Origin of the sequence: Kitasatospora sp. NPDC087315, assembly GCF_044744345.1 — a bacterium.
Lineage (GTDB): Bacteria > Actinomycetota > Actinomycetes > Streptomycetales > Streptomycetaceae > Kitasatospora.
In genome coordinates this window covers 210,496-233,764 of sequence record NZ_JBIUYD010000003.1, presented here as the reverse complement: position 1 = coordinate 233,764, position 23,269 = coordinate 210,496, and the positions used below count along the sequence as shown (strand labels likewise).

Annotated in this window: 16 protein-coding genes and 1 pseudogene; 5 read left to right on the top strand and 12 right to left on the bottom strand. The window is 74.4% G+C overall.

What is annotated here, in order from left to right; translation table 11 throughout:
• The first annotated feature begins 154 nt into the window (after positions 1 to 154).
• Complete coding sequence (locus ACIO5D_RS06075) at positions 155 to 1,780, top strand: DUF5691 domain-containing protein (RefSeq protein WP_363605565.1); 1,626 nt, start codon at positions 155 to 157, stop codon at positions 1,778 to 1,780.
• A 73-nt stretch (positions 1,781 to 1,853) separates the two neighbouring features.
• Here ACIO5D_RS06075 and ACIO5D_RS06070 read toward each other — a convergent pair whose 3' ends face one another.
• Positions 1,854 to 2,261 carry a cobalamin B12-binding domain-containing protein gene (locus ACIO5D_RS06070; protein WP_363605564.1) on the bottom strand — a complete coding sequence of 136 codons (408 nt, stop codon included), beginning with the start codon at positions 2,259 to 2,261 and terminating at the stop codon, positions 1,854 to 1,856.
• A 316-nt stretch (positions 2,262 to 2,577) separates the two neighbouring features.
• Between ACIO5D_RS06070 and ACIO5D_RS06065 the strand changes: the two genes are divergently transcribed.
• Positions 2,578 to 3,438, top strand: a complete 861-nt coding sequence (locus tag ACIO5D_RS06065; protein ID WP_400794027.1) for a M23 family metallopeptidase — start codon at positions 2,578 to 2,580, stop codon at positions 3,436 to 3,438.
• 37 nt (positions 3,439 to 3,475) lie between these two features.
• Here ACIO5D_RS06065 and pcrA read toward each other — a convergent pair whose 3' ends face one another.
• From pcrA to ACIO5D_RS06050, 3 genes are all read right to left on the bottom strand, one after another.
• Positions 3,476 to 6,112, bottom strand: a complete 2,637-nt coding sequence (gene pcrA, locus ACIO5D_RS06060; protein ID WP_363605561.1) for a DNA helicase PcrA — start codon at positions 6,110 to 6,112, stop codon at positions 3,476 to 3,478.
• 90 nt (positions 6,113 to 6,202) lie between these two features.
• Positions 6,203 to 6,907 carry a response regulator transcription factor gene (locus tag ACIO5D_RS06055; RefSeq protein WP_363605560.1) on the bottom strand — a complete coding sequence of 235 codons (705 nt, stop codon included), beginning with the start codon at positions 6,905 to 6,907 and terminating at the stop codon, positions 6,203 to 6,205.
• Entirely contained in the window at positions 6,900 to 8,243 is a 1,344-nt protein-coding gene (locus ACIO5D_RS06050) for a PspC domain-containing protein (protein WP_400794159.1), read from the bottom strand. The genes ACIO5D_RS06055 and ACIO5D_RS06050 overlap by 8 nt, the downstream gene beginning before the upstream one ends.
• Positions 8,244 to 8,504: 261 nt before the next feature.
• Here ACIO5D_RS06050 and ACIO5D_RS06045 point away from each other — a divergent pair, with 261 nt between their 5' ends.
• Positions 8,505 to 9,947 carry a PspC domain-containing protein gene (locus tag ACIO5D_RS06045; protein WP_400794026.1) on the top strand — a complete coding sequence of 481 codons (1,443 nt, stop codon included), beginning with the start codon at positions 8,505 to 8,507 and terminating at the stop codon, positions 9,945 to 9,947.
• A complete protein-coding gene (locus ACIO5D_RS06040) occupies positions 9,944 to 10,159 on the top strand; it encodes a hypothetical protein (protein WP_363605558.1) in 216 nt (71 codons plus the stop codon). The genes ACIO5D_RS06045 and ACIO5D_RS06040 overlap by 4 nt, the downstream gene beginning before the upstream one ends.
• 15 nt (positions 10,160 to 10,174) lie before the next feature.
• Here ACIO5D_RS06040 and ACIO5D_RS06035 read toward each other — a convergent pair whose 3' ends face one another.
• The 7 genes and pseudogenes from ACIO5D_RS06035 to ACIO5D_RS06005 all read right to left on the bottom strand — a co-directional run bounded on the left by ACIO5D_RS06035 (position 10,175) and on the right by ACIO5D_RS06005 (position 20,615).
• Positions 10,175 to 10,474, bottom strand: coding sequence for a Rieske (2Fe-2S) protein (locus ACIO5D_RS06035; RefSeq protein ID WP_363605797.1), 300 nt, complete (start codon positions 10,472 to 10,474; stop codon positions 10,175 to 10,177).
• A 189-nt stretch (positions 10,475 to 10,663) separates the two neighbouring features.
• Positions 10,664 to 11,158, bottom strand: a pseudogene (locus ACIO5D_RS06030) (DoxX family protein); the annotation flags it as partial.
• Between the two features lie 204 nt (positions 11,159 to 11,362).
• Positions 11,363 to 12,958 (bottom strand): glutamine-hydrolyzing GMP synthase, encoded by a 1,596-nt coding sequence (gene guaA / locus ACIO5D_RS06025; protein WP_363605556.1) that lies wholly within the window; start codon positions 12,956 to 12,958, stop codon positions 11,363 to 11,365.
• Positions 12,959 to 14,008: 1,050 nt separating this feature from the next.
• Positions 14,009 to 15,814: a GMC oxidoreductase gene (locus ACIO5D_RS06020; protein ID WP_400794025.1), complete on the bottom strand. Its 1,806-nt coding sequence runs from the start codon at positions 15,812 to 15,814 to the stop codon at positions 14,009 to 14,011.
• A gap of 69 nt (positions 15,815 to 15,883) precedes the next feature.
• Entirely contained in the window at positions 15,884 to 17,527 is a 1,644-nt protein-coding gene (locus ACIO5D_RS06015) for a succinic semialdehyde dehydrogenase (protein WP_400756147.1), read from the bottom strand.
• Positions 17,528 to 17,629: 102 nt separating this feature from the next.
• Complete coding sequence (locus ACIO5D_RS06010) at positions 17,630 to 19,363, bottom strand: protein kinase (protein WP_400653079.1); 1,734 nt, start codon at positions 19,361 to 19,363, stop codon at positions 17,630 to 17,632.
• Between the two features lie 157 nt (positions 19,364 to 19,520).
• The gene (locus ACIO5D_RS06005) at positions 19,521 to 20,615 is read right to left on the bottom strand and encodes a protein kinase domain-containing protein (RefSeq protein ID WP_363605550.1); all 1,095 of its coding nucleotides are present in this window, start codon (positions 20,613 to 20,615) and stop codon (positions 19,521 to 19,523) included.
• Positions 20,616 to 20,672: 57 nt separating this feature from the next.
• Between ACIO5D_RS06005 and ACIO5D_RS06000 the strand changes: the two genes are divergently transcribed.
• Positions 20,673 to 21,209, top strand: a complete 537-nt coding sequence (locus tag ACIO5D_RS06000) for an SHOCT domain-containing protein (protein ID WP_400653075.1) — start codon at positions 20,673 to 20,675, stop codon at positions 21,207 to 21,209.
• Between the two features lie 9 nt (positions 21,210 to 21,218).
• Here ACIO5D_RS06000 and ACIO5D_RS05995 read toward each other — a convergent pair whose 3' ends face one another.
• Entirely contained in the window at positions 21,219 to 23,228 is a 2,010-nt protein-coding gene (locus ACIO5D_RS05995; protein ID WP_400794024.1) for a protein kinase, read from the bottom strand.
• Positions 23,229 to 23,269: the final 41 nt, after the last annotated feature.

Sequence of the window (23,269 nt, the reverse complement as noted above, 5' to 3'; positions counted from 1 at the left end):
TTCTTCACCACCGCATCCCGCACACGCCCCCAAAAATCTAGCGCGAACTTAAAAATAACAACCCCCCCCCGCTCCCCCCCCCCGGGCACCCCCCCCCGCCACCACCCTCCCGAGAGCCCCCCCGAACAGCAACCACCAACCCACAGGAGCCCCCGTGCCACCCACCACCCCCGCCGACCCCTGGGAGACCCTCCACACCACCGCCCTCCTCGGCACCGACCGCCGCCCCCTGCCGGCCGATCCCCCCACCGGCTCCCCCGCCCACCGCACCACCGCCCAGGCGGTGGACCGCACCGACCCGGCCACCGCCCTCCTCGAACTCGCCGCCCTGGCCGCCGTCCGCCGCCGCGCCGGTGCCCTCCCCGCGCCCGCCACCGAACCCCCCGGCCCGCCCGCTCCCGAGGACCCGCGCCCCGAACTCCCGCCCCCCGCCGCCCGTCGGCTCTCCCTGCTGCTCAGCAACCGCGGCGCCGGAAGCAGCTCGAGCCACGCCCTCGCCAACCTCGCCGAGCTGCTCCCCCAATGGCTCACCACCGCCCGCTCCCGCGGCTACCGCCCGCCCGCCGCTCTCGTCCCGGCCCTGCTGGACGCGGCCCGGGCCCGTAGCGAACTGCGCCCCGACGCGGTCGCACTGGCCGGCCCGCTCGGCCGCTGGCTCGCCGCCCAGAACCCGGACTGGCGCTTCGTCCTGCGCACCACCACCGACCCCGCGCCCGCCGCCGAACTCCCCGAGGACGACCGCCTCTGGCACGAGGGCCTCTTCGCCGAACGCGTCACCCACCTCACCGCGCTCCGCCGGAGCGACCCCGCCGCCGGCCTGGCCCTGCTCCGGAGCAGCTGGCCCACCGAACGCGCCGAGGACCGCCTGCTCTTCCTGGACGCCCTGCAGGAAGGCCTCTCCCTCGCCGACGAACCGTTCCTGGAGGCCGCCCTGGGCGACCGCAGCAAGAACGTCCGGGCCACCGCCGCCGAGCTGCTCTCCACCCTCCCCGGCACCGCCCTCGCCCACCGGATGGCCGAGCGCGCCCGCACCGCCGTACGCCTCTCGGAGCGCGGCACGCATCTGCTGGTCAGCCCGCCCGCCGCGTGCGACGCCGCCATGCAGCGCGACGGCATTGCGCTCAAGTCGCCCACCGGGCGCGGCGAACGGGCCTGGTGGTTCGGCGAGGTGATCGCCGCCGCCCCGCTGGCCGTCTGGTCCGGGACCACCGGCCTGACGCCGGATCAGCTGCTCGCCCTCCGGGTCGGCGACAGCATCGACGAGACCAGCAGCAGCTGGGCCGACGACCTGCGGGAGGCCTGGGCCAGGGCCGCCGTCCGCCAGCAGGACGCCGGCTGGGCGCGGGCGCTGCTCGGCCCCGCGCCCGCCCCGGGGAGGGGCACCCGGACGGGCCGCGCACCCCGGACGGCCGGCGCTCCCGCGAAGCTGCTCTCGGTGCTCCCGGCCGCCGAACGGGCCACCTGGACGGCCGCCTTCGTCGAGGTGCACGGCCTCGGCGAGGCCTTCCAGCTGCTCGGCGCCTGCGCGACCCCGTGGACCCCGCCGCTGTCGACCGCCGTGGTCGCGGCGCTGGACCGGGCGGCCGCCTCCGGCGCGTACCCGTGGAGCCACAGCGGGGTGCTCGGGATGACCGAGCGGGCCCTCGCCCCCGGGACGGCCACCGCCGTCGAGGCCCTGGCGGCCTCCGCCGCGCCCGCCTCGGCCTGGGGCGAGACCTTCGCCCGGCTGGCCGGCACCCTGCGCTTCCGGGAGGCGATGCTCGCCGAACTCGACGGCTGAGCGGCGGTCGCCGACATGCGACCGGGCCGGTACGGAGCGGGAAGCTCTCCGTACCGGCCCGGTCGGCGTGGACTCAGCCGGCGGCCCGCAGGTTGGCCTCGACCCAGGCCACCACGTCCCGGGTCGGCGTGCCCGGGGTGAAGATGTCCGCGACGCCCAGGGCCTTGAGCTCGGCGATGTCGTCGTCCGGGATGATCCCGCCGCAGAAGACCTTGATGTCCTCCGCGTCGCGCTCCTTCAGCAGTTCCAGGACGCGCGCGCAGAGCGTCATGTGCGCACCGGAGAGGATCGACAGGCCGATGCCGTCCGCGTCCTCCTGGATGGCGGTGTCGACCACCTGCTCGGGCGTCTGGTGCAGCCCGGTGTAGATGACCTCCATACCGGCGTCGCGCAGGGCGCGCGCGATGACCTTGGCGCCCCGGTCGTGACCGTCGAGCCCCGGCTTGGCGACCACCACGCGGATCGGCCCTGACACACCCATCACTGCCTCCTGGACCTCGTCGTCCACCACCCCACCGGACCTCGTCGGGCGCGGGCGCGGTTAACCAGCAATAACAAACCTGAGGGGAGGTTAGCGCCACCCGGCCCGGTTGGCCGTGCCGCCCGGCAAGAGGAGGGGAAAGTCACAGCTTCGCCTTTCGCCGCCCGCTTTCCGTCCCTCCGTCACCGTCGGTGTCCCCACGGCCCTGCCTCTTGACATCCGGACTTTTGTCCGGATGTCGGCGTTACGACTACAGTCTCGGCTGTTTTCCCCTGTCCGTCGACGTGCCCGAGGCCCACCGAGGAGGCAGCCCCCGATGGCTCCCGAAGCAGCCGCCCGTCCGACCCGCGCCGAGCTGCGCGTGGCCGCCCGCGAACAGTCGCGCGCCCAGCGCCGCGACGCCGCCAAGGCCGCCACCAGAACGGCGCTGCTGCGGGTCGCGCTGCCGTCGGTGGCCGCGCTCGGAGTGGCCACGGCGGCCGCCGTGACCGTCCAGGGCGAAGCGGCCGACCAGCAGCGCGCGCAGGCGGCCGGCCGGGGGCCCGAGCAGGCCGCCGCCGACCCGGCCGGCGCCGGTGCGGCCGCCGGGACCACCGTCCGGCAGGCCTCCGCGCCGGGCGACGCCGCTCACGCCTCCCGCGGCGACGCCCGCCAGCCGCTGTCCGGCACCCAGCCCGCCGCCGACCCGGCCGCGCAGCCCACCACGGACCCGGCCGCGCAGCCAACCGCCGACCCGACCGCCGACCCGACCGCCGAGGCGCCCAAGCCGCCCGAGCGCCCCAAGGTCTCCCTCCCGGTCGCCCAGCGCGGTCTGGGCGAGACGTTCGGCGCGTCCGGTACGCACTGGGCCGCCCGGCACACCGGCATCGACTTCCCGGTCGACGGCGGCACCCAGGTGCTGGCCGTCACCGACGGGACGATCCGCACCCAGTGGAATCCGTCGTACGGCTATATGACGATCCTGAAGACGGCCGACGGCACCGAGGCCTGGTACTGCCATCTGCGCTCGTACAAGATCCGCAAGGGCACGGTGAAGGCGGGCGACGTGATCGCCTTCGTCGGCAGCAGCGGCAACAGCACCGGCCCGCACCTGCACTTCGAGATCCGCCCGGCCGGCGGCGGCGCACCCGTCGACCCGCTGCCCTGGCTGCTCGCCCAGGGCATCGACCCGCGCTGACCCACCGGCCGCCGGCGCGGGCCCCGCCGCCCCGGTCCTACAGCTTCTCCACCGGCGCGTACCGCAGCAGCAGCTGCTTGCGCCCCTCCGAACCGAAGTCCACCGTGGCCTGCGCCTTGTCGCCGACGCCGGTGGTGGCCACCACCGTGCCCAGCCCGAAGGTGTCGTGGGTGACGCGGTCGCCCACCGCCAGCCCGACGACCTCGCGCTCGACGGCGCCGCCGGAACGCCGCGCCGACTGCCCCCAGCCCGCCTTCGGCGCAGCCGCCGCGGCGCCCCGCGAGGACCCGCGCGAACCGCCGCCGCTCGCGGCGAACCCGCGCCCGCCGAACGAGCCGGACGAGCCCCCCGCGTACCCGCGCGGGGCCGGCGCCGACGCCGCCCCCATCCGCTTCCACTCCACCAGCGGCTCCGGGATCTCCTCCAGGAACCGCGAGGCCGGGTTGTACGAGGGCTGCCCCCACGCGCTGCGCAGCACCGAGCGGGTCAGGTAGAGCCGCTCCCGGGCGCGGGTCAGCCCGACGTACGCGAGCCGCCGCTCCTCCTCCAGCTCCTTGACCTGGTTGAGCGCCCGCATGTGCGGGAAGATGCCGTCCTCCATACCGGTGAGGAAGACCACCGGGAACTCCAGGCCCTTGGCGGTGTGCAGGGTCATCATCGTGATGACGCCCTGCCCCTCCTCGTCCTCGTCCGGGATCTGGTCCGAGTCGGCGACCAGCGCCACCCGCTCCAGGAAGTCGGCCAGCGAGCCGACCGGCGGTGCGCCGTCCTCGCCCGCGTCCGGCCGCTCCCCCGGGTCCTGCTCGTACTCCAGGGCCACCGAGGCGAGCTCCTGGAGGTTCTCCACCCGGGTCTCGTCCTGCGGATCGGTGGAGGACTGCAGCTCGGCGAGGTAGCCCGTCTCCTCCAGCACCGCCTCCAGCACCGCCGCGGGGCCCGCTCCGGACTCCACGACCTGCCGCAGCCCGGCCATCAGCGTGTTGAACTTCTTCACCGCGTTCGCCGAGCGCGCGGCCATGCCGTACGCCTCGTCGACCCGCTGCAGCGCCTGCGCGAAGGAGATCCGCTCCCGCGCGGCCAGGGCGTCGACCATCGCCTCGGCGCGGTCGCCGATGCCGCGCTTGGGCACGTTGAGGATCCGGCGCAGCGGCACGGTGTCCTCGGGGTTGGAGAGCACCCGCAGGTAGGCCAGGACGTCCCGGACCTCCTTGCGCTCGTAGAAGCGCACCCCGCCGACCACCTTGTACGGCAGCCCGACCCGGATGAACACCTCCTCGAACACCCGGGACTGGGCGTTGGTCCGGTAGAAGATCGCGACGTCGCCGGGCCTGGCGTCCCCGGCGTCGGTCAGCCGGTCGATCTCGTCGGCGATGAACTGGGCCTCGCCGTGCTCGTCGTCGGCGACGTAGCCGATCACCTTCTCGCCGTGGTCACCGGCCGTCCAGAGCTTCTTCTCGCGCCGGTTGGCGTTGCGCTCGATGACGGCGTTGGCGGCGCTCAGGATCGTCTGGGTGGAGCGGTAATTCTGCTCCAGCAGGATCGTGACCGCGTCCGGGTAGTCCTCCTCGAACTGGAGGATGTTGCGGATCGTCGCGCCGCGGAAGGCGTAGATCGACTGGTCCGCGTCACCGACCACGCACAGCTCGGCCGGCGGCACCTCGGCGAGCCGCCCGGCCGCCGGGTCCACCAGGTCCCCGTCGACGGTGCGCTTCGGCGCGGCGGTGACCGAGCCCCCGCTCAGCTCCCGGACCAGCATGTACTGGGCGTGGTTGGTGTCCTGGTACTCGTCGACCAGGATGTGCCGGAACCGCCGCCGGTAGTGCTCGGCGACGTCGGGGAACGCCTGGAGCAGGTTGACGGTGGTCATGATGATGTCGTCGAAGTCCAGCGCGTTGGCCTCGCGCAGGCGCCGCTGGTAGAGGAAGTACGCCTCGGCGAGCTTCTTCTCCATCGGGTTGGCGGCCTGGTCGGCGTAGGTCTCCTCGTCGATCAGCTCGTTCTTCAGGTTGCTGATCTTCGCCGTGAAGGACTTCGGCGGGAACTGCTTCGGGTCCAGGTCGAGATCGCGGCAGACCAGCGACATCAGCCGCTGCGAGTCCGCCGAGTCGTAGATCGAGAACGAGGAGGTGAAGCCGAGCAGCTTGGACTCGCGGCGCAGGATCCGTACGCAGGCGCTGTGGAAGGTGGACACCCACATCGCCCGGGCCCGCGGCCCGACCAGCTGCTCGACGCGCTCGCGCATCTCGCCGGCCGCCTTGTTGGTGAAGGTGATCGCCAGGATCTCGCCCGGCTGCACCCCGCGCGCGCCCAGCAGGTGGGCGATCCGGTGGGTGAGCACCCTGGTCTTGCCGGAGCCCGCGCCGGCCACGATCAGCAGCGGCGAGCCCGCGTGCAGCACCGCCTCGCGCTGGGGGTCGTTCATCCCCTCCAGCAGCTGCGCCGGGTCCACCACCGTCCGGGCGGCGCCGTTGCGGTACCAGGAGTCCCGCTCGGCCTCGGCGGCGTGGTCGGTCTCGAACAGCCCCTGCGGAATCGCCTCCTCGTACGCGTCGTACGGGACGTCGTCCTCGTACGGCGGCGGCTCCTCGTCGGCGGGGGCGGCGGGCTGCTGCTTCGACCCGGCGGCGGGGGCCTCGAAACCGGGGAGCGGGAGGTCGTCAAAGAGGCTACTCATGGCACTCCGAGTCTATGGCCACCCACTGACAAGCCCGCCCGGCCGGAGGAACCGGGCCGGGCGGGCAACGGGGCGGCGAGGTCCCGGGGCTCAGACCAGCCGGCGCGCGGTGGCCCAGCGGGTCAGCTCGTGGCGGTTGCTCAGCTGGAGCTTGCGCAGCACCGCGGAGACGTGGCTCTCCACCGTCTTGACCGAGATGAACAGCTGCTTGGCGATCTCCTTGTACGCGTAGCCGCGGGCGATCAGCCGCAGCACCTCGCGCTCGCGCTGGGTGAGGCGGTCGAGGTCCTCGTCCACCGGCGGGGTGTCGGTGGCCGCGAAGGCGTCCAGCACGAAGCCGGCCAGCCGAGGCGAGAAGACCGCGTCGCCGTCGGAGATCCGGAAGACCGCGTTGACCAGGTCGGTGCCGGTGATGGTCTTGGTGACGTAGCCGCGGGCACCGCCGCGGATCACCCCGATGACGTCCTCGGCCGCGTCGGAGACGGACAGCGCCAGGAACTTCACGCCGCCCTGTTCCCCCATCAGCCCGGCCGAGCGGCGCAGCACCTCGACCCCGCCGCCGCCGGGCAGGTGGACGTCGAGCAGCACCACGTCCGGCCTGGTCTCGGCGACCACCCGGACCGCGGACTCCACGTCGTCGGCCTCGCCGACCACGTCGATGCCGGTGGCCTCGGTGCGCCCGATCTCCGCCCGTACCCCCGTCCGGAACATCCGGTGGTCGTCCACCAGGACGACCCGCGCGATCCTGCCCGGGCCTTCGGCCTGGGACGCCACCGCCGGCGCTGCCTCAGTCATCCGTTCTCTCCATCTCCAGCTCGACCTCGGTGCCGCCGTCCGGCGCGGACCGCACCCGTGCGGTGCCGCCGTTGCGCTTCATCCGGCCGATGATCGACTCGCGTACGCCCATCCGGTCCTCGGGCACCGTATCGGGGTCGAAGCCGGGGCCGTGGTCGCGGACGAACACCGACACCGTCCTCCCCTCCACCTCGGCGTAGACCTGGACCGGTCCCCCGCCACCGTACTTGGCCGCGTTGACCGTCGCCTCCCTCGCGGCCTGCATCTGTGCCGAGATCCGCTCGTCCATCGGGCAGTCGCCGACGATGACCACCTCGACCGGTACCCCGTGCCGGTCCTCGACCTCGGCGACCACCGCGCGCAGGCTCTCGGCCATGGTGTCCGGCGCGGCCTCGGCGGCGGCCTCCGGGCGGTAGAGCCAGAGGCGCAGCTCGCGTTCCTGGGCCCGGGCCAGGCGCAGCACCTCCTTGGGGTCCTCGGCCCGGCGCTGGATCAGGGTCAGGGTGTGCAGCACGGAGTCGTGGACGTGCGCGGCGATCTCGGCGCGCTCCTGGGCGCGGATGCGGGCGGTGCGTTCGGCGCCGAGGTCCTGCCACATCCGCAGCGCGTACGGGCCGACCAGCACCAGCACCCCGGCCAGCACCGCGAGCGAGGCCTCCACCACCGAGCCCAGGGTGGAGCCGCTGCCCTGCATGGCGAGGAAGGCGATGGTGCCGGCCACCACCAGCAGCACTCCGGCACCGACGCGGGTGTAGGCGCCGCGCCGCTTCTCGCTCTCCTCCAGGCCGAACCAGCGCTGCCAGCGGGAGTCGTCGGCCTGCCGCCAGACCAGCGCGACGCCGACGCCGATCGCCAGCAGCGGCCAGGTGTACGGCTTGGCGGTCTGCACGCCGAGCGAGCTGAGCAGGGCGATCAGGCCGATCACCACCATGACCAGCGCGGCGAGCTGGCCGAGGCCGGCCTGGCCGCTCCCGGCGGCCCGGGCCGGTGCCGTCCCCTCCTCGCCCGTCTCGGCGGGCGGCGCCCCGGCGGGCTCGCCGTGGAAGGTGTGCTGCAACTGCTCCCGCAGCCGGTCGAGCCGCCCGCGCCGGCCCTTGCTCAGGGCCGCCCCCGGTGCCTGCCCGAGCCCGGTGGGCACGAAGGCGCCGTTGAGGTAGACCCAGTGGGCGCCGCGCTGCGCGGGCTCGCCGATGCCGATCGGCACCACGAACCAGAACGCCGCGTACAGCGGCACGCCGATGCCCTGCGCGAAGAACAGCAGCACGAAGGCGACCCGGACCCAGGTGACCGGCAGACCGAGGTGCACCGCGAGCCCGTGCGCGACCCCGCCGAGCATCCGGCCCTGCGGGCTGCGGTAGAACCGGCGGTACGGCGGCCGGCCGTCGGCGGGCACGGCCGGATCGGGGCCGGCCGACGGCGCTGCGTCGGGGACGAGGGGTCGGGAGTCGGAACCGGGGGCTGCCACGCCACGATGGTTCCACGCGGGCGGGGCCGGACGCATCAGGGTGCCCCCCTACCCTCTCTCAGGGACAAGTCAGGGTCCGGACAGGGCTCGGACCGGTTGGGCCGGGGCCCGGCAGCCACCAGGATGGTGGACATGACCGAAGACCACCCCCTCCAGGAGACCGGGCCGAACTCCCCGCCCGAGCCGGAACGCCCCCCGCTGACCCGGACCGAGCACCGCCGCGTGGTGGCCGGTGTCTGCGGCGGCCTGGGCCGGCATCTGGACATCGACCCGGTGGTCTTCCGTGTCGTGACGGCCGTGCTCTGCCTCTCCGGCGGCCTCGGGCTGTTCCTGTACGGGCTGGCCTGGCTGATCGTCCCGACCGAGCCGGTCCCGGACGGCAAGGGCGGCCGCACGGCGGGCCGCACCGAGCTCCAGCGGGTGCTCACCGGCCGGGTGGACGGCCAGTCGGTCGGCGCGGTGCTGCTGACCGTGATCGGCACCGGGGTGTTCTTCTCCTCCATGGGCGACGGGGACCAGATGTTCCCGCTGCTGCTGCTCGGGGCCCTGGTCTTCCTCGCGGTCCGCTACGACCCGGAGCGCCGCCGAGGCCGCCGGCGCGGCCGGGAGCGCCGCGGCGGCCCGTTCGACCGGCACTTCCCGGAGCAGGAGCCGTCGGGCTCCGCCTACTCCTGGCCGCGGCCGGCCGAGGACCAGCGGGCGCGGGCGCGGCACGCCGAGGAGCGGGCGGCCGGAACGGTCCCGGCCGACACCCCGCACACCGGGCCGAGCGGCTACCTGTGGGATCCGCGCCACCCCGAGCGCAACCCGTACGACGGCGCCGCCGCACCGCACGGCACACCCGTCCCGCCGGCCGGGCCGCAGGCGGAGCCCTGGTGGCGGCGCCCCGACCTGCCGCAGGGCGATCCGCTGCGCAAGGGCGGCCCGGCGGCGCCCCCCCCGGCCCCCCCGGTGGTGCACCGCCGGTGCGAGCGCTCGGCGCTCGGCTTCTTCGGCCTGCTGGTGGCGGTGGGTGCGGCGACCGCCGTCTGGTCGGCCTCGGCGGACCGCAGCACCACGGTGCTGAACGCCACCGTGCTGGCGACCGCCCTGCTGGTGGTCGGTCTGACGCTGCTGGTCGGCGCGAAGTTCGGCCGGGCCCGGCGGCTGACCGTGGTGGGGCTGCTGCTCACTCTGGCGCTGAGCTTCGTCGGTCACTCGTCGGTCTCGATGCAGAACGCGGCCGGCCATCGCAGCTGGAGCGTCGTCTCGGCGAGCGAGCTGGAGCCCACGTACGTCCTCGGGGCCGGCGACATCGAGCTGGACCTGGCCGGGCTGGACCCGGCCGGTGCCGCCGTGGGCACCACCGTGCAGCTGGGCATGGGCAACCTGACCGTCACGCTGCCGTCGGACGTGACGGTGAACCTGCGGACCCGCGTCGTGCTCGGCAACGTCCGGGCGCCCGGTGAGCCGGTCACCAGTGACCGGACCACCCGTACGTACCAGTACCAGCCGTTGAACGGTCAGACATCCAAGGGCACGCTCGACCTCCAGCTGACGGTCGGGCTCGGCGAGATCAAGGTGGTCCAGTCGTGAGGAAGCACCAGCTCGACCTGTTCTCGCTGATCGCGGGCGGACTGTTCACCGTGATCGCGGTGCTCTACCTGGTGGCGTCGCTGAACGACATCACGGTGAACGGCCGGATCGTCATCCCGGTGACGTTCATCGTGCTGGGCGTCGGCGGCCTGGCCGGGGCGGTCGCGGCGATGACCCGGCGCGGCCGCTGCGACGAGCCCCGCCGGGACTGAGCACGCCCTGGGGCGTCAGCTCTGCAGCGGCCCGAGGTTCAGCTTGTCGCCGTCCTTGGTGACGCCGTACCTGGGCAGCGCCTTGGTGGCCGGCCCGTTGACCACGGCGCCGGTGGCCGCGTCGAACCGGGAGCCGTGGCACGGGCAGTACAGCTGCCCGTTCTTCGGCGCGTCGACCGCGCAGCCGGAGTGCGTGCACACCGCGGAGAAGGCGCAGTACTGGCCCGCCTTGGGCTGGACGATGTAGACGGCGTCGCCGGTGGCCGGGTCCTTGACCTGGGCCGAGCCGCCGACCGGGACGCTCGCGGCGGCCACCGAGACGGCCGGCGCGGCGGGACCGGCCGGGGCGGACCGCTGGGGCACGGCCGCCTGCTTGGGGCGCCCGAAGGTGGCCGTCAGCGAACCGGTGAGCAGCCCCCCGCCGCCGATCGCGACGGCCGCGATGCCGCCGTCCACCACCGACCGCCGCCTGACGTGCTGCTCACGCAGCCCGCGCGCACGGTCCCGGGCCGACCGCCGGGCGAGGTAGCCGTCCACCGACAGGTACGGGGTGCCGGCCAGCACCAGCGGCGTCCAGGCCATCAGGTAGGCCAGGTCGTTGCCGAGGTAGTACGGCGAGACGTTCCAGCTGACGGTCAGCCAGAGGCTGAGGCTGATCAGCGCCCCGCCGAGCGCCGCGGCCCGGCCCCAGAGGCCGACCAGGGTGCCGAGGCCGACCGCCAGCTCGCCGAAGGCGATGGCCAGCGCGAACGGGGTCGGCGCGTGCAGGGCGGCGCCGAGCAGGAAGGAGACCGGGCTGCTGTCCCTGACCGCCTGGGTCTGCGAGACGAACGACGCCGGGTCGCCCGCGCCGGCCAGGTAGTGCGAGTCGGAGAGCTTGTCCAGCGCCGCGTAGACGAAGGTGACGCCGAGGAAGATCCGCACCGGCAGCAGCGCGTACCGCGAGGCGAGGTTCTTGCGCCGGACCGCCCGGCCGGCCGCTCCCCCGCCGGCCACCATGGAGCTGCTGGCCTCCGACATCGCTCACACCTTCCTTCCCTGCCTGCCACGCCCGGGCAGGTCCGGTCCGCATTCTGCACGGTCGCGAGCGCTTTCGGTGGGAGGTCCCACCCGTCCGGCGCCCGGTACACCGCGAACGGCCGCGCCGCCGCTCCCTTGTCCACGGGAACGACGGCGCGGCCGCTCAGTGCCGGCGGGGAGCGGTCACTCCCACTCGATGGTGCCCGGCGGCTTGCTGGTGACGTCCACCACCACGCGGTTCACGTCGCGGACCTCGTTGGTGATCCGGGTGGAGATCTTCGCCAGCACGTCGTACGGCAGCCGCGACCAGTCGGCCGTCATGGCGTCCTCGGAGGACACCGGACGCAGCACGATCGGGTGACCGTAGGTACGGCCGTCGCCCTGGACGCCGACGCTGCGCACGTCGGCGAGCAGCACGACCGGGCACTGCCAGATCTCGCGGTCCAGACCGGCCGCGGTCAGCTCCTCGCGGGCGATCGCGTCGGCGTCGCGGAGCAGGTCCAGGCGCTCCTTGGTGACCTCGCCGACGATCCGGATGCCCAGGCCCGGGCCCGGGAACGGCTGGCGCTGGACGATCTCGTCCGGCAGGCCGAGCTCCTGGCCGACCATCCGGACCTCGTCCTTGAACAGCTTGCGCAGCGGCTCGACCAGCTGGAACTGCAGGTCCTCGGGCAGGCCGCCGACGTTGTGGTGGGACTTGATGTTGGCGGTGCCGGTGCCGCCGCCGGACTCCACCACGTCCGGGTACAGGGTGCCCTGGACCAGGAACTCCACCGACTCGCCGTGCTCGCCGGCCTCGGCCACGATCTCGGCCTGGGCCTGCTCGAAGACCCGGATGAACTCCCGGCCGATGATCTTGCGCTTCTCCTCGGGGTCGCTGACCCCGGCGAGCGCGGTCAGGAACCGCTCCTGCGCGTCGACGACCTTCAGCTGGACGCCGGTGGCCGCGACGAAGTCCTTCTCGACCTGCTCGGTCTCGCCCTTGCGCATCAGGCCGTGGTCGACGTACACGCAGGTCAGCTTCTCGCCGATGGCCTTGTTGACCAGGGCCGCCGCGACCGCGGAGTCGACGCCGCCGGAGAGGCCGCAGATGGCGCGCTTGTCGCCGACCTGGGCGCGGATCAGCGCGACCTGCTCCTCGACGACGTTGCCGGTCGTCCAGGTCGGCGCCAGGCCGGCGCCGCGGTAGAGGAAGTGCTCCAGGATCTGCTGGCCGTGGTCGGAGTGCAGCACCTCGGGGTGGTACTGGACGCCGTAGAGGCGGGCCTCGTCGTTCTCGAAGGCCGCGACGGGCACCACGCCGGTGGAGGCGGTGACCACGAAGCCCTCGGGGGCGGCGGAGCAGGCGTCGCCGTGCGACATCCACACCGAGTGCTGCGCCGGGACGCCCTCGAACAGGGTGGAACCGGCGCGGGAGACGGTCAGCGGGGTGCGGCCGTACTCGCGGGCGCCGGTGTTGTCGACGGTGCCGCCGAGCGTCACGGCCATCAGCTGGAAGCCGTAGCACATGCCGAAGACCGGCACCCCGGCCTCGAAGATCGCGCGGTCGATCCGCGGCGCGCCCTCCTCGTAGACCGACGACGGGCCGCCGGAGAGGATGATCGCCTTCGGGTTCTTGGCGAGCATCTCGGCGACCGGCATGGTGCTCGGCACGATCTCGCTGTAGACCCTGGCCTCACGCACCCGGCGGGCGATGAGCTGGGCGTACTGGGCACCGAAGTCGACGACCAGGACGGTGTCGGTCTCAGGTACGGACTGGTCGGGAATAGCAGAGGACACGGACGGCCTTCCGGCAGCGGTACGAAAGGTGTCGCGCGCCACGCGTCCTACAAGGGTGGCGGCGGGCGACGGGCTGGGGGTCTAGGGCCGAGTCTACCGGGCGGCCCGGTTTCACTCGTCTGCCCGCCGCCGGGACCGTGACCGGCCGGGTGGCCGGTTCGTTGCTCCAGACGACCGTACGACCGCGCCGCGCCCGCCAGGTGCGCCGCCTCCGCCCCGGCAGGGGCGCTGCCGTACGGGCTTGCAGGACCACGCGTGGAGCTCATCCCAGTCCACCGGCGCGCGTGGCGCCGCCGCGGTCCCGGCCCCGCCGGGAGCGGTGCGCCGTGGGACCGTGCGCCGGTGCGGCGGTCGGCCAGCAGGGGACAGCGAACCCGGCCGCGACTGGAATCAGGAAGGTGGGGCGGTCGGTCCCCGGGGACGCCCGGAGGCCGACCGTCGCACCCCGGCGCATGCCCTTTGCCGTCCCACGCCGCTACGCGCGTCCCCGTGCGCTCCGGCCGACCACCATCACTACGCACCGTGATCACCGCTGTGCCCGTCGGAGCCTCCCACGCGGACGGGCACAGCCCTCCCGAACCGGCCGGGCCGAAAATGGACTGTACCGAAGTACGCCGAATCGGTTGCAGAACAAGCCCTTCGTCCAGCACGATGCTGCTTGGAAGCAGTTCTCCCGGCGGGCCCGAGGCCCTTCGCGGAGGCCGTCCCCCGATGCCGCCAAGACCCGAGGCGGCAACGATTTTCACCTCACGCTCCGTGAGCGAAGGCCCGGCGCAGACACGCGCGCCGAACCGCCGCGCCGCGAGCGTGCGCGCCCCGCGCGACCGGCCCATCCACGCCGGAGCCGCGACGGCGCGACCCAGAATCCGACCGACCCGACGGCGCTCCTCCCCCGGCGCCGTCACCTCCAGCACCGGCGCCGCCCTGACGCCGAGTGCTGAGCGACAAAGGGCCCCGTTCCCCCGCGGGGCCCTTTGCCCTGTCCGGGCCCGGGCCGGCCTGGTCCCGACGGCTCGGGGTCACCGCGGACCCTGCGGCGGCACCGGCCCTTCAGGGCCGCTTCCTCGGAACCTCCGGCACGGCGAGCAGCGGCAGCCGCAGCGCGCCGAAGGCGTCCTGCGGAACGGCCGGCCGCACCGGCGCCACCGGGGCGACCCGCCGGTACTCCTCGCCCGGAGCCGGGCGCGGGTCCTCCTCGCCATTGTTGGGCCACATCGACATCGCCCGCTCGGCCTGTGCGGTGATCGTCAGCGAGGGGTTCACCCCGAGGTTCGCGGAGACCGCCGAGCCGTCCACCACGCTGATCCCGGGGTGCCCGTGCAGCCGGTGGTACGGGTCGACCACGCCGCTCTCCGGGGTGTCGCCGATCGGGCAGCCGCCGAGGAAGTGCGCCGTCATCGGGATGTCGAAGATCTCGCCGACGGTGCCGCCGGCGAAGCCGTTGATCTCGTCGGCCAGCGCCCGGGCGCCCTGCTCGGCGGCCAAAATCCAGGTCGGGTTGGGCGCGCCGTGGCCCTGGGTGGACGTCAGCCGGCTCCTGCCGAGGCCCTTCTTCTTCAGCGAGACGGTGATCGAGTTGTCCAGGGACTGCATCACCAGGCCGATGATGGTCTTCTCCGACCAGCGGTGCTGGTCCATCGACCGGGCGAAGGTCACCGGGTGCCGGGCCGCCGTCCCCAGGTAGCGCAGCCAGCGCGGGGTCCGGCCACCGCCCTTGACCTGCATGATCGACAGCGCGCCCATGGCGTTGGAGCCCTTGCCGTAGCGCACCGGTTCGATGTGGGTGTTCTCGTCCGGGTGGATCGATGAGGTGATCGCGACGCCCCGGGTGAAGTCCGCCCGGGAGCCGTACCGCCGGTCCGTGGTCTGCGCGCCGACCAGCGCCTCGGAGTTGGTGCGGGTCAGTTCGCCGAGCCGGCCGGAGATCCGGGGCAGGTGGCCGCCGTCGCGCATCCGGTGCAGCAGCGACTGGGTGCCGTAGGTGCCGGCCGCGACGACCACCCGGGCGGCGGTGACGGTCCGCGCCCCCGCCTTCACCCGGTCGGTGGTGGAGCGCGCGTCGGTCCGGCGTAGGTCCACCGCGTAGCCCGGGCTCCCGTCCGCGCCCCGGTGCTCGCGGATCCGGGCCACCGTGGTGAGCGGGTGGATCTCGGCGCCGCCGCGCTCGGCCAGGTACAGGTAGTTCTCGGTGAGCATGTTCTTGGCGCCGTGCCGGCAGCCGGTCATGCACTCGCCGCACTCCACGCAGGCCCGCCGCTTCGGGCCGGCGCCGCCGAAGTACGGGTCCTCGGTCTCGGCGCCCGGGGCCGCCCTGGCCCTCCCTTCGGCGTCCTTTCCGTCACCGAAGAAGACCCCGACCGGTGCCAGGTGGAAGGTGTGCCCGACGCCCATCCGCTCGGCGGCCGCCCTGAGGTGGACGTCGGACGGGGTGACGGTCGGGTTGAGCCGCACCCCGAGCATCCGCTGCGCCTGGTCGTAGAAGGGCGCCAGCTCCTCCTGCCAGTCGGTGATGTGGCGCCACTGGCGGTCCTCGAAGAACGCCTTCGGCGGCACGTACAGGGTGTTGGCGTAGTTCAGCGAGCCGCCGCCGACCCCGGCGCCGGCCAGGATCAGCACGTTGGCCAGCAGATGGATCCGCTGGATGCCGTACAGGCCGAGCCGGGGGGCCCACAGGTAGTCGGCCAGGGCCCAGGAGTTCCGGGGCAGTTCGTCGCGGTCGAAGCGCCGCCCGGCCTCCAGGACGGCCACCCGGTAGCCCTTCTCGGTCAGCCGGAGCGCGGCGACCGAGCCGCCGAAGCCGGAGCCGACCACGACCACGTCGTAGTCGAAGTCCGCCGCACCGCTGGACCCCACCATGTGCCACCGCTCCTTCGGGAAAAGAACTGACGTCGGGGACGGACCGGACGAGCCGCCCGGCGGGCGCGGCTACCGGAAGCGCAGCGCCTTCAGCACCCGCAGCCCGCCGGTGAACACCGCGGCGAACTGCCGGTCGTCCAGGCCGAACGCGGGCGCGAGCGGCACCAGCCGCTGGCCGGCGATGGTCTGCGCCTCGGTGAACCGCAGGATGCCGTCGGCGCCGTGCCGCCGGCCGAGCCCGGACTCCCCCATCCCGCCCATCGGCGCGGAGACCGAGCCGTACGCCGCCGCGTAGCCCTCGTTGATGTTGACCGTGCCGGTGCGCAGGCGGGCCGCGACGGCCCGGCCACGCCGCGAATCCCTCGTCCAGACACTGGAGTTCAGCCCGTACGCGGTGGAGTTGGCGGCGGCCACCGCCTCCTCCTCGGTGTCGAAGCGGTAGACCGAGACCACCGGGCCGAAGGTCTCCTCGGCGCAGACCGCCATCTCCGGGGTGACGCCGTCCAGGATGGTCGGCTCGTAGAAGAACGGGCCGAGGTCCGGCCGGGCCCGGCCGCCGGCCAGCACCGTGGCGCCGCCCTTGACCGCCTCGTCCACGTGCCGCGTGGTGGCGTCCAACTGCCGTACCGAGACCAGCGATCCCATGTCCGCGCCGTACGCGAGGCCGCCGCCCAGGCGCAGCGCCCGGGTCCGCTCGGCGAACCTCGCCAGGAACTCCTCGGCCACCGAGCGGTGCACCAGCAGGCGTTCGATCGCGATGCAGAGCTGGCCGGCCGAGGAGAAGCAGGCCCGGACGGCGCCCTCGGCGGCCCGGTCCAGGTCGGCGTCGGCGAGCACCAGCATGGCGTTCTTGCCGCCGAGTTCGAGCGAGGCGCCGACCAGCCGGGCGGCGGCGCGCTGGGCGACGTCCCGGCCGGTCCGGGTGGAGCCGGTGAACGAGACGTAGTCGGCGTGCTCGACCACGGCCGGGCCGACCACCGGGCCGTCGCCGACCACGATCTGCCAGAGGTCGGCCGGCAGCCCGGCCTCGACCAGCAGTTCCCGGGCCCAGAGCGCGGTCAGCGCGGTCTGCGTGTCCGGCTTGTTGACCACCGCGTTGCCGGCCACGAAGGCGGGCAGGGCGTCGCCGATGGACAGCTCCAGCGGGTAGTTCCAGGGCGAGATGTGCCCGATGACACCCTTGGGCCGGCGGGCCTCGACCGCCCGGGTCAGCACCGGCAGCGCCCCGCCGTGCCGCTTGTCGCGCAGGTACGCGTGGGCGGCGCGCCCGTAGTGCCGGGCCGCCATGGCGACGGCCAGCACCTCCTCGAAGGCGTGCAGCCGGGCCTTGCCGGTCTCGGCCTGGATCAGGTCCAGCACCTCGTCCTGCCGCTTGAGCAGCAGGTCGTGGAAGCGCAGCAGGACGGCGGCCCGGCGGCGCACCGGCAGCGCGGCCCAGGCGGGCTGGGCGCGCCGGGCCAGCTCGTACGCGACCTCGACGTCGGCCGGGGTGGACTGCGGCAGGCTCGCCAGCCGCTCGCCGGTCAGCGGGGCGACGGTCTCCACCAGGTGCGGCTCGCCGCTGGCCGTGACGCCGCCGGCCAGGCGGGAGACCAGCGAGGCCGGGACGGCCGAGGCGACGGTGCGGCCGCCGCCGGGCGCGACCGGGTTGCGGGCCGCCGAGCCGTCGCCGGTGTGCTCAGTGGCCGCTGCATCTGCTGTGAGGTCCGTCATACGGCGCAGCCTAGGCGCTCGGCGGCCGGTTCGGTACCCGCCGGTAACAAGAAACCGCCCGTGTCGGGCGCGCGCGCCGCCGCGCGCGCCCGCCGAACGGGTTCAGCGGGTCGGGGTGAAGTCGTTGAGCACCGTGGTGAACCGCCGCTCGCCCTCGGGCCAGTCCGCGTCCGGGCAGGACAGGTAGACGGCGTAGCCGGTGCCGTCGCCGTCGATGAACTCCGCCTCGATCGCCCGCCGCCGGCCACCCTCCTTGGCCGCGTAGCTGAACTCCCAGACCGCCGCGTCGTGGCCGTTCACCCCGACGCTGGTCAGCTTGTGCTGGCGGTAGTCCTTCAGCTTGGAGACGGTGGTCTCCATCTGCCGCAGGTGCTCCAGCGGCTTGACCGACTGGCCGACGGTGACGGCGAACTGCAGGTAGTGCGTCTTGTTGTCGGGGCTGTAGAAGATCTGGTTCGCGTTGTCCGTGCTGCGCTGCCAGGCCGGGGTGGCGACCGGCAGCGGGAAGCGGAAGCCCGCCGGGTCGTCCACCCAGCGGTAGCCGGGGGGCGCCGGTTCCGCGTTGCCGGGGGCGCCGGCCTTCGGCTCGCCGGAGACGGCCGGGTTGAGCTCCGTGACCGGGGCGTCGTGGTGACGGGTCACCAGGAAGGTGGCCCCGGCCGCGAGCACGGCGACGGCCAGGCCGATCAGGGCGAGCCGCAGTACGGTGCGGCGCTTGGCCGGGCCGCGCGCGGGCGCGACGGGGTGCACCACCGGCGCGGTGGGCCCGGTGGGTACCTCCACGGGCGCCGGGGAGCCGACGACGGCGCCGCCCGCGCCGTCCGTCCCGTCCACCCCGCCCGCGCCGTCCGCCCCTGCCGCGGCCGGCTGCGACCCGGTCGGTGGCTCCGGCTCGACGGCGGAAGCCGACTCGGACGGCTCCCCGTTGCGGTCCACCAACGGCACCGACCGGGTCGGCATCTTGAGCGGCGCGACGGCCTTCAGGCCGATGGTGTGCCCGGCCTGCACCTCGGCCAGCATCCGGGCCGCCTCGTCCGCGGCCGGACGGTCGGCCGGGTCCTTGGCCATCAGCGCGGCCAGCACCGGGCCCAGCGGCCCGGCCCGGCGCGGCTCCGGCAGCGGCTCGGCCACCACGGCGGCCAGGGTGGTCAGCGGCGAGGTCCGGCGGAACGGCGACTCGCCCTCCACCGCGGCGTACAGGGTCGCCCCGAGGCCCCACAGGTCGGAGGCCGGTCCCGGCCGCTCGCCCTGGGCCCGCTCCGGCGCCAGGTAGTCGGGCGAACCGACCAGGTCCCCGGGCCGGGTCAGCTCGGCCGAGCCCTCGTAGGTGGCGATCCCGAAGTCCAGCAGCACCACCCGGCCGGTCCCGCGCTCCAGCAGCACGTTGGCCGGCTTCACGTCCCGGTGCAGTACGCCCAGTTGGTGGCCCCGGTGCAGCGCGGCCAGCACCTGGCTGCCGACCTCGGCGACGGCGCGCGGCTGCAAGGTGCCGTCCTGGCTGATCACGTCGGCCAGCGAGCGGCCGTCGACCAGCTCCATCACGATCCACGGGCGGCCGTCCTGCTCCAGCACGTCGTGGACGGTGATCACGCCGGGGTGCTTGATCCGGGCGGCCGCGCTGGCCTCCCGCTTCATCCGGGCGTGCAGGATCTGCAGCTCCTCCTCGGGGAGGTGACTGACAGTGAGCTCCTTGACCGCCACCTCGCGGTCCAGCATCCGGTCCCAGGCCCGCCAGACCGTGCCCATGCCGCCCCGGCCGAGCCGGTCGCCCAGCTCGTAGCGCCCGGCCAGCAGCCGCTCCACCTCGGCCGCCTCCGGCCGGTCCTGCACGCCCATCGGCGACCGCTCCCCCTCATCCACCGCCGTCACCGCGACGGAGGGCCTGGTGCAGACCACAGTTCGAACAAATCCCACGCACACACTAGGCGCACCGCCCCCACCCCGGTAATCACCCCCGTCCGCCGTACCGCGACGGCTTCCCGGGCGGGCACCGTCAGCCTGCGAACAGCACCACAGCCGCCACCCCGAGCACCAGCAGCAGGAACACCCCGGCGACCAGCAGCGGGCCCAGCAGCGCCGGCGGCACCCGCGGCGGCCGGGCCGGCTCCGGGCCGGTCTCCGCCGCCACCGGCTCCCGGCCGGGCCCGCCCCGGCCGCGCCGACGCGGTGTCAGCGGCACCAACGGGCCCTCCGGCTTCACCGTGAGCAGCCCGGCCGCCCGTTCCTCGTCGACCGGCTCCGGCGCGCCCGCCAGCAGGTCCGCCAGCTCCCGCTGGATCTGCGCCGCCGTCGGCCGCAGCGCCGGATCGGGCTGGAGCAGCCGCTCCACCAGCGGCGCCAGCGGCCCGCACACCGCGGCCGGCTCCCGTCGCCCGTCGCGCACCGCCGTCACCAGCTCCGGCACCCCGTGGTCCGGGAACGGCGAACGGCCGGTCACCAGCCGCTGCATCAGCACGCCGAGCGCCCAGCAGTCGCCCGCCGGGCCGCCGTCCAGCGGCCAGCGCTCCGCCACCGGGCCGACCAGGGTGGCCCGCACCTCGTACCGGCGGCGCCCACCGGGCCCGCCCAGCTCCTCGGCCAGCGCCTCCTGCGCCACCCCGGACAGCAGCCCGCCCAGCAGCGCCGCGCCGTCCTCGCAGACCAGCACCGACTCGGTGGTCAGGTTGCCGTGCGCGAGGCCCGCCTCGTGCAGCGCCCGCAGCGCGCCCGACAGGTCCGCCGCCACCTCGGCCACCCGGTACGGCGGGACCGGCCCGGCCGCGGCCTGCTCGGACAGCGGCACCCCGGCCGGCCACTCCTCGACCGTCCAGAGCAGCTCGCCCTCGACGAACGCCCCGACCCCCTGCAGCAGCCGGGGATGCGTCGCCGCGGCCGCGCCCACCGCCCCCACCCGGCGGACCAGCCGCTCGCCCTGCTCGGGCACCGGGTCGTCGGGATCGTGACCGCTCGTCAGCAGGCCCGGCAGCTCCAGGCCGCGCAACAGGACGAGGGCTCCCGTCCGCTCGTCCACGGCGAGCGCGCGCGCCGCCTCCGGATGATCCGTCAGCCGGTAACGACCCGCCAGCATCTGCCCCGGGACCGCTCGCATGCGTGTTCCTCTCGCTCGCCGCCCAGCCTAATTGTCTGCCGCATTACGCTCGATCCCATGGACTGGACCGATCTGATCGACGCGGCCTTCGACGTGGCCGGCAACAACAACAGCGACACCCGGGCGGAGGCCCTGCGCACCGTCGAGGCGAACGTCGCACCCGACGAAAAGCCGGTCGCATCCACGGCCGGGCGCCATCCCGACCACTTCCGCAAGGGCGTGCTGGTCCTCACCACCCACCGGCTGCTCTTCCTCAAGGACGGAAAACCGCCGGTCCCGGTTCCGCTTTCGGCGGTCACGGACGCCACCGTGACCAGGACCCGGTTCAACGGCGAGGTGCTGCTGGTGGTCGCGCTCACCGGCTCGCACCGGTTCGAGGACGTGGCCAAGGCCGAGGTCTTCGCCGAGCAGATCCGGGCGGCCGCCCGGCTGTCCCGTAACGCTACGCCCAAGTCCCTCGCCCCCGCCCCGGCCGCCGCGCCCTCCACCGGTACCGAACTGCTCGACCAGCTGGAGCGGTTGGCCGCCCTGCACACCGCGGGGGCCCTCACCGACGAGGAGTTCGGCCGCGCCAAGCAACGCCTGATCGGCTGAGCACCCCGGCTACGGCGCGGGCTGGAAGGTCGCGAAGGCGGTCTCCCTGGCCTGGACGTTCTGCGGTGCGTTCCAGTCCGTGTCCGGGGTGGTCCAGTAGATGGCGTAGCCGTACTTGGCCGGGGTGCCGGTGACGAAGCCCCGGTTGAGCGAGTGCGTGCGGGGGCTGCCGGACGTCCACTCCCAGTCGGCGGCGTTGGTCCACTCGCGGTAGTTGACGGCCTGCAGCGCCACCCGCTGGTAGTTGGTGACGCGGCCGCGGAGCCCGGGCTCGGACTCCTTCCAGTCGGCGAGGGCGTCCGGGCCTGGGCTGGTGGTCCACTCGACGGTCAGGGTGCTGCCGCCGCCCTTGAAGATGTGCCGGACGGAGTCGGAGCCGGCCGATTCCAGCCAGTCCGGCAGCACGATCGAGAAACCGGACGGGTCCTTGTACGCGTGGTACCCGGCCGGCACGGCCGCACCGGCCGGGGCCGGCGGGGTCGGCGGGGCCGACGACGGCGCCGGGGCGGGCGGGGCGACGGTCTGCTCGGCGGGCGTGGTGACGGCGGACGGCGTGGTCGGGGCGGTGCTCGGGGCGGCGGGCGTGGTCGCCTCCGGGGCGCCGCTCGCCGGTTCCGTCCCGGCCGGGGGCGTGTCCGCCGGGGGCGTGTCCACCGGCGGGGCGTCCGCGCCGGTCGACAGCCCGACGGTGACTCCGGATCCCTGCGCCGCCCCGTTGTCGGAGCCGCCGAACGCCCGCACCAGCGCCACCGCCCCGGCGATCAGCAGCAGCACCAGGACCACCGCGACCACGGCCAGCCGCCGTCGGCCCTTGCGCGGGTCCGCACCGGCCGCCTGGGTCGCGCCCAGGGTCCACTCCCCGCTCACCGGCTGGACCGGCTCGGGCCCGGCCGCGGCCTCCGCCGCGGCGACGGGCTCCTCGTCCTTGGCCCGGCTGCCCACCCGGACGGTGCCGAGCAGCCCGCCGACCGGCCGCTTGCCGGTGGCCCCGCCCGCGTTCTCGGTGTTCTCGGTGTCCTCGCCGCTCCCGGCGTCCTTGCCGTCCTCGCCGGCGCCCTTGACGTCCCCAGCGTCCTCACCGCTGCCGGACGCGCCCTGGCCGGCCGCACCGGTCACCCCGGCCGCACCCGCCACACCCGCCGCCCGCACCGGCATCGCGTGCTCGGTGGTCGACTCGGCCCGCGCGGTGTCCTCGGCGACCACCCGCTTGAGCATCGACCGGGTCTGCGAGGCGTCCAGCCGCTCGACCGGGTCCTTCGCCAGCAGCCCCTCGATCACCGGCAGCAGCGGGCCCGCGTTCGTCGGCGTGGTGAGCTCCTCGGTCATCACCGCCGTGAGGGTGGCCAGCGCCGAACCCCGGTCATACGGCGGCCGGCCCTCGACCATCGCGTACAGCGTGCCGCCCAGCGACCACAGGTCGGCCGGCGGGCCTGGCTTCTGCCCCCGGGCCCGCTCCGGCGAGATGTACGAGGGCGCGCCGACCAGCATTCCGGTGGAGGTGACCGAGGCGTCGCCCTCGACACTGGCGATGCCGAAGTCGGTGAGCACCACCCGGCCGTCCTCGCCGATCAGCACGTTGGACGGCTTCACGTCGCGGTGCAGGATGCCGAGCGCGTGCGCGGCGCTCAGCACCCCCAGCACGTCGAGCGCGATCTCGGCGGCCCGGACGGGCTCCAGCGGCCCGTCCTCCTTGATCACGTCCGCCAGCGAGCGGGACTCGACCAGCTCCATCACGATCCACGGCCGGTCGTCCTCGTCGACCACGTCGAAGACGGTGACCGCCGAGCTGTGCCGGATCCGCGCCGTGGCCTTGGCCTCGCGCAGCGTACGGACGATCAGCCGGTGCTTCTCGTCCTCCTCGACGCTGGCGTTCATCCGCAGTTCCTTGACCGCGACGATCCGGCCCAGCATTTCGTCCTCGGCGCGCCAGACGGTGCCCATACCGCCGCGCCCGAGCACCGCGTCCAGCCGGTAACGGCCGGCCAGAAGGCGGCCGGTGGAACCCTGCGCCTGGGTCATTCGGAACGTTCCCCCATGTGCTGCTGGCGGTCGAGGTGACG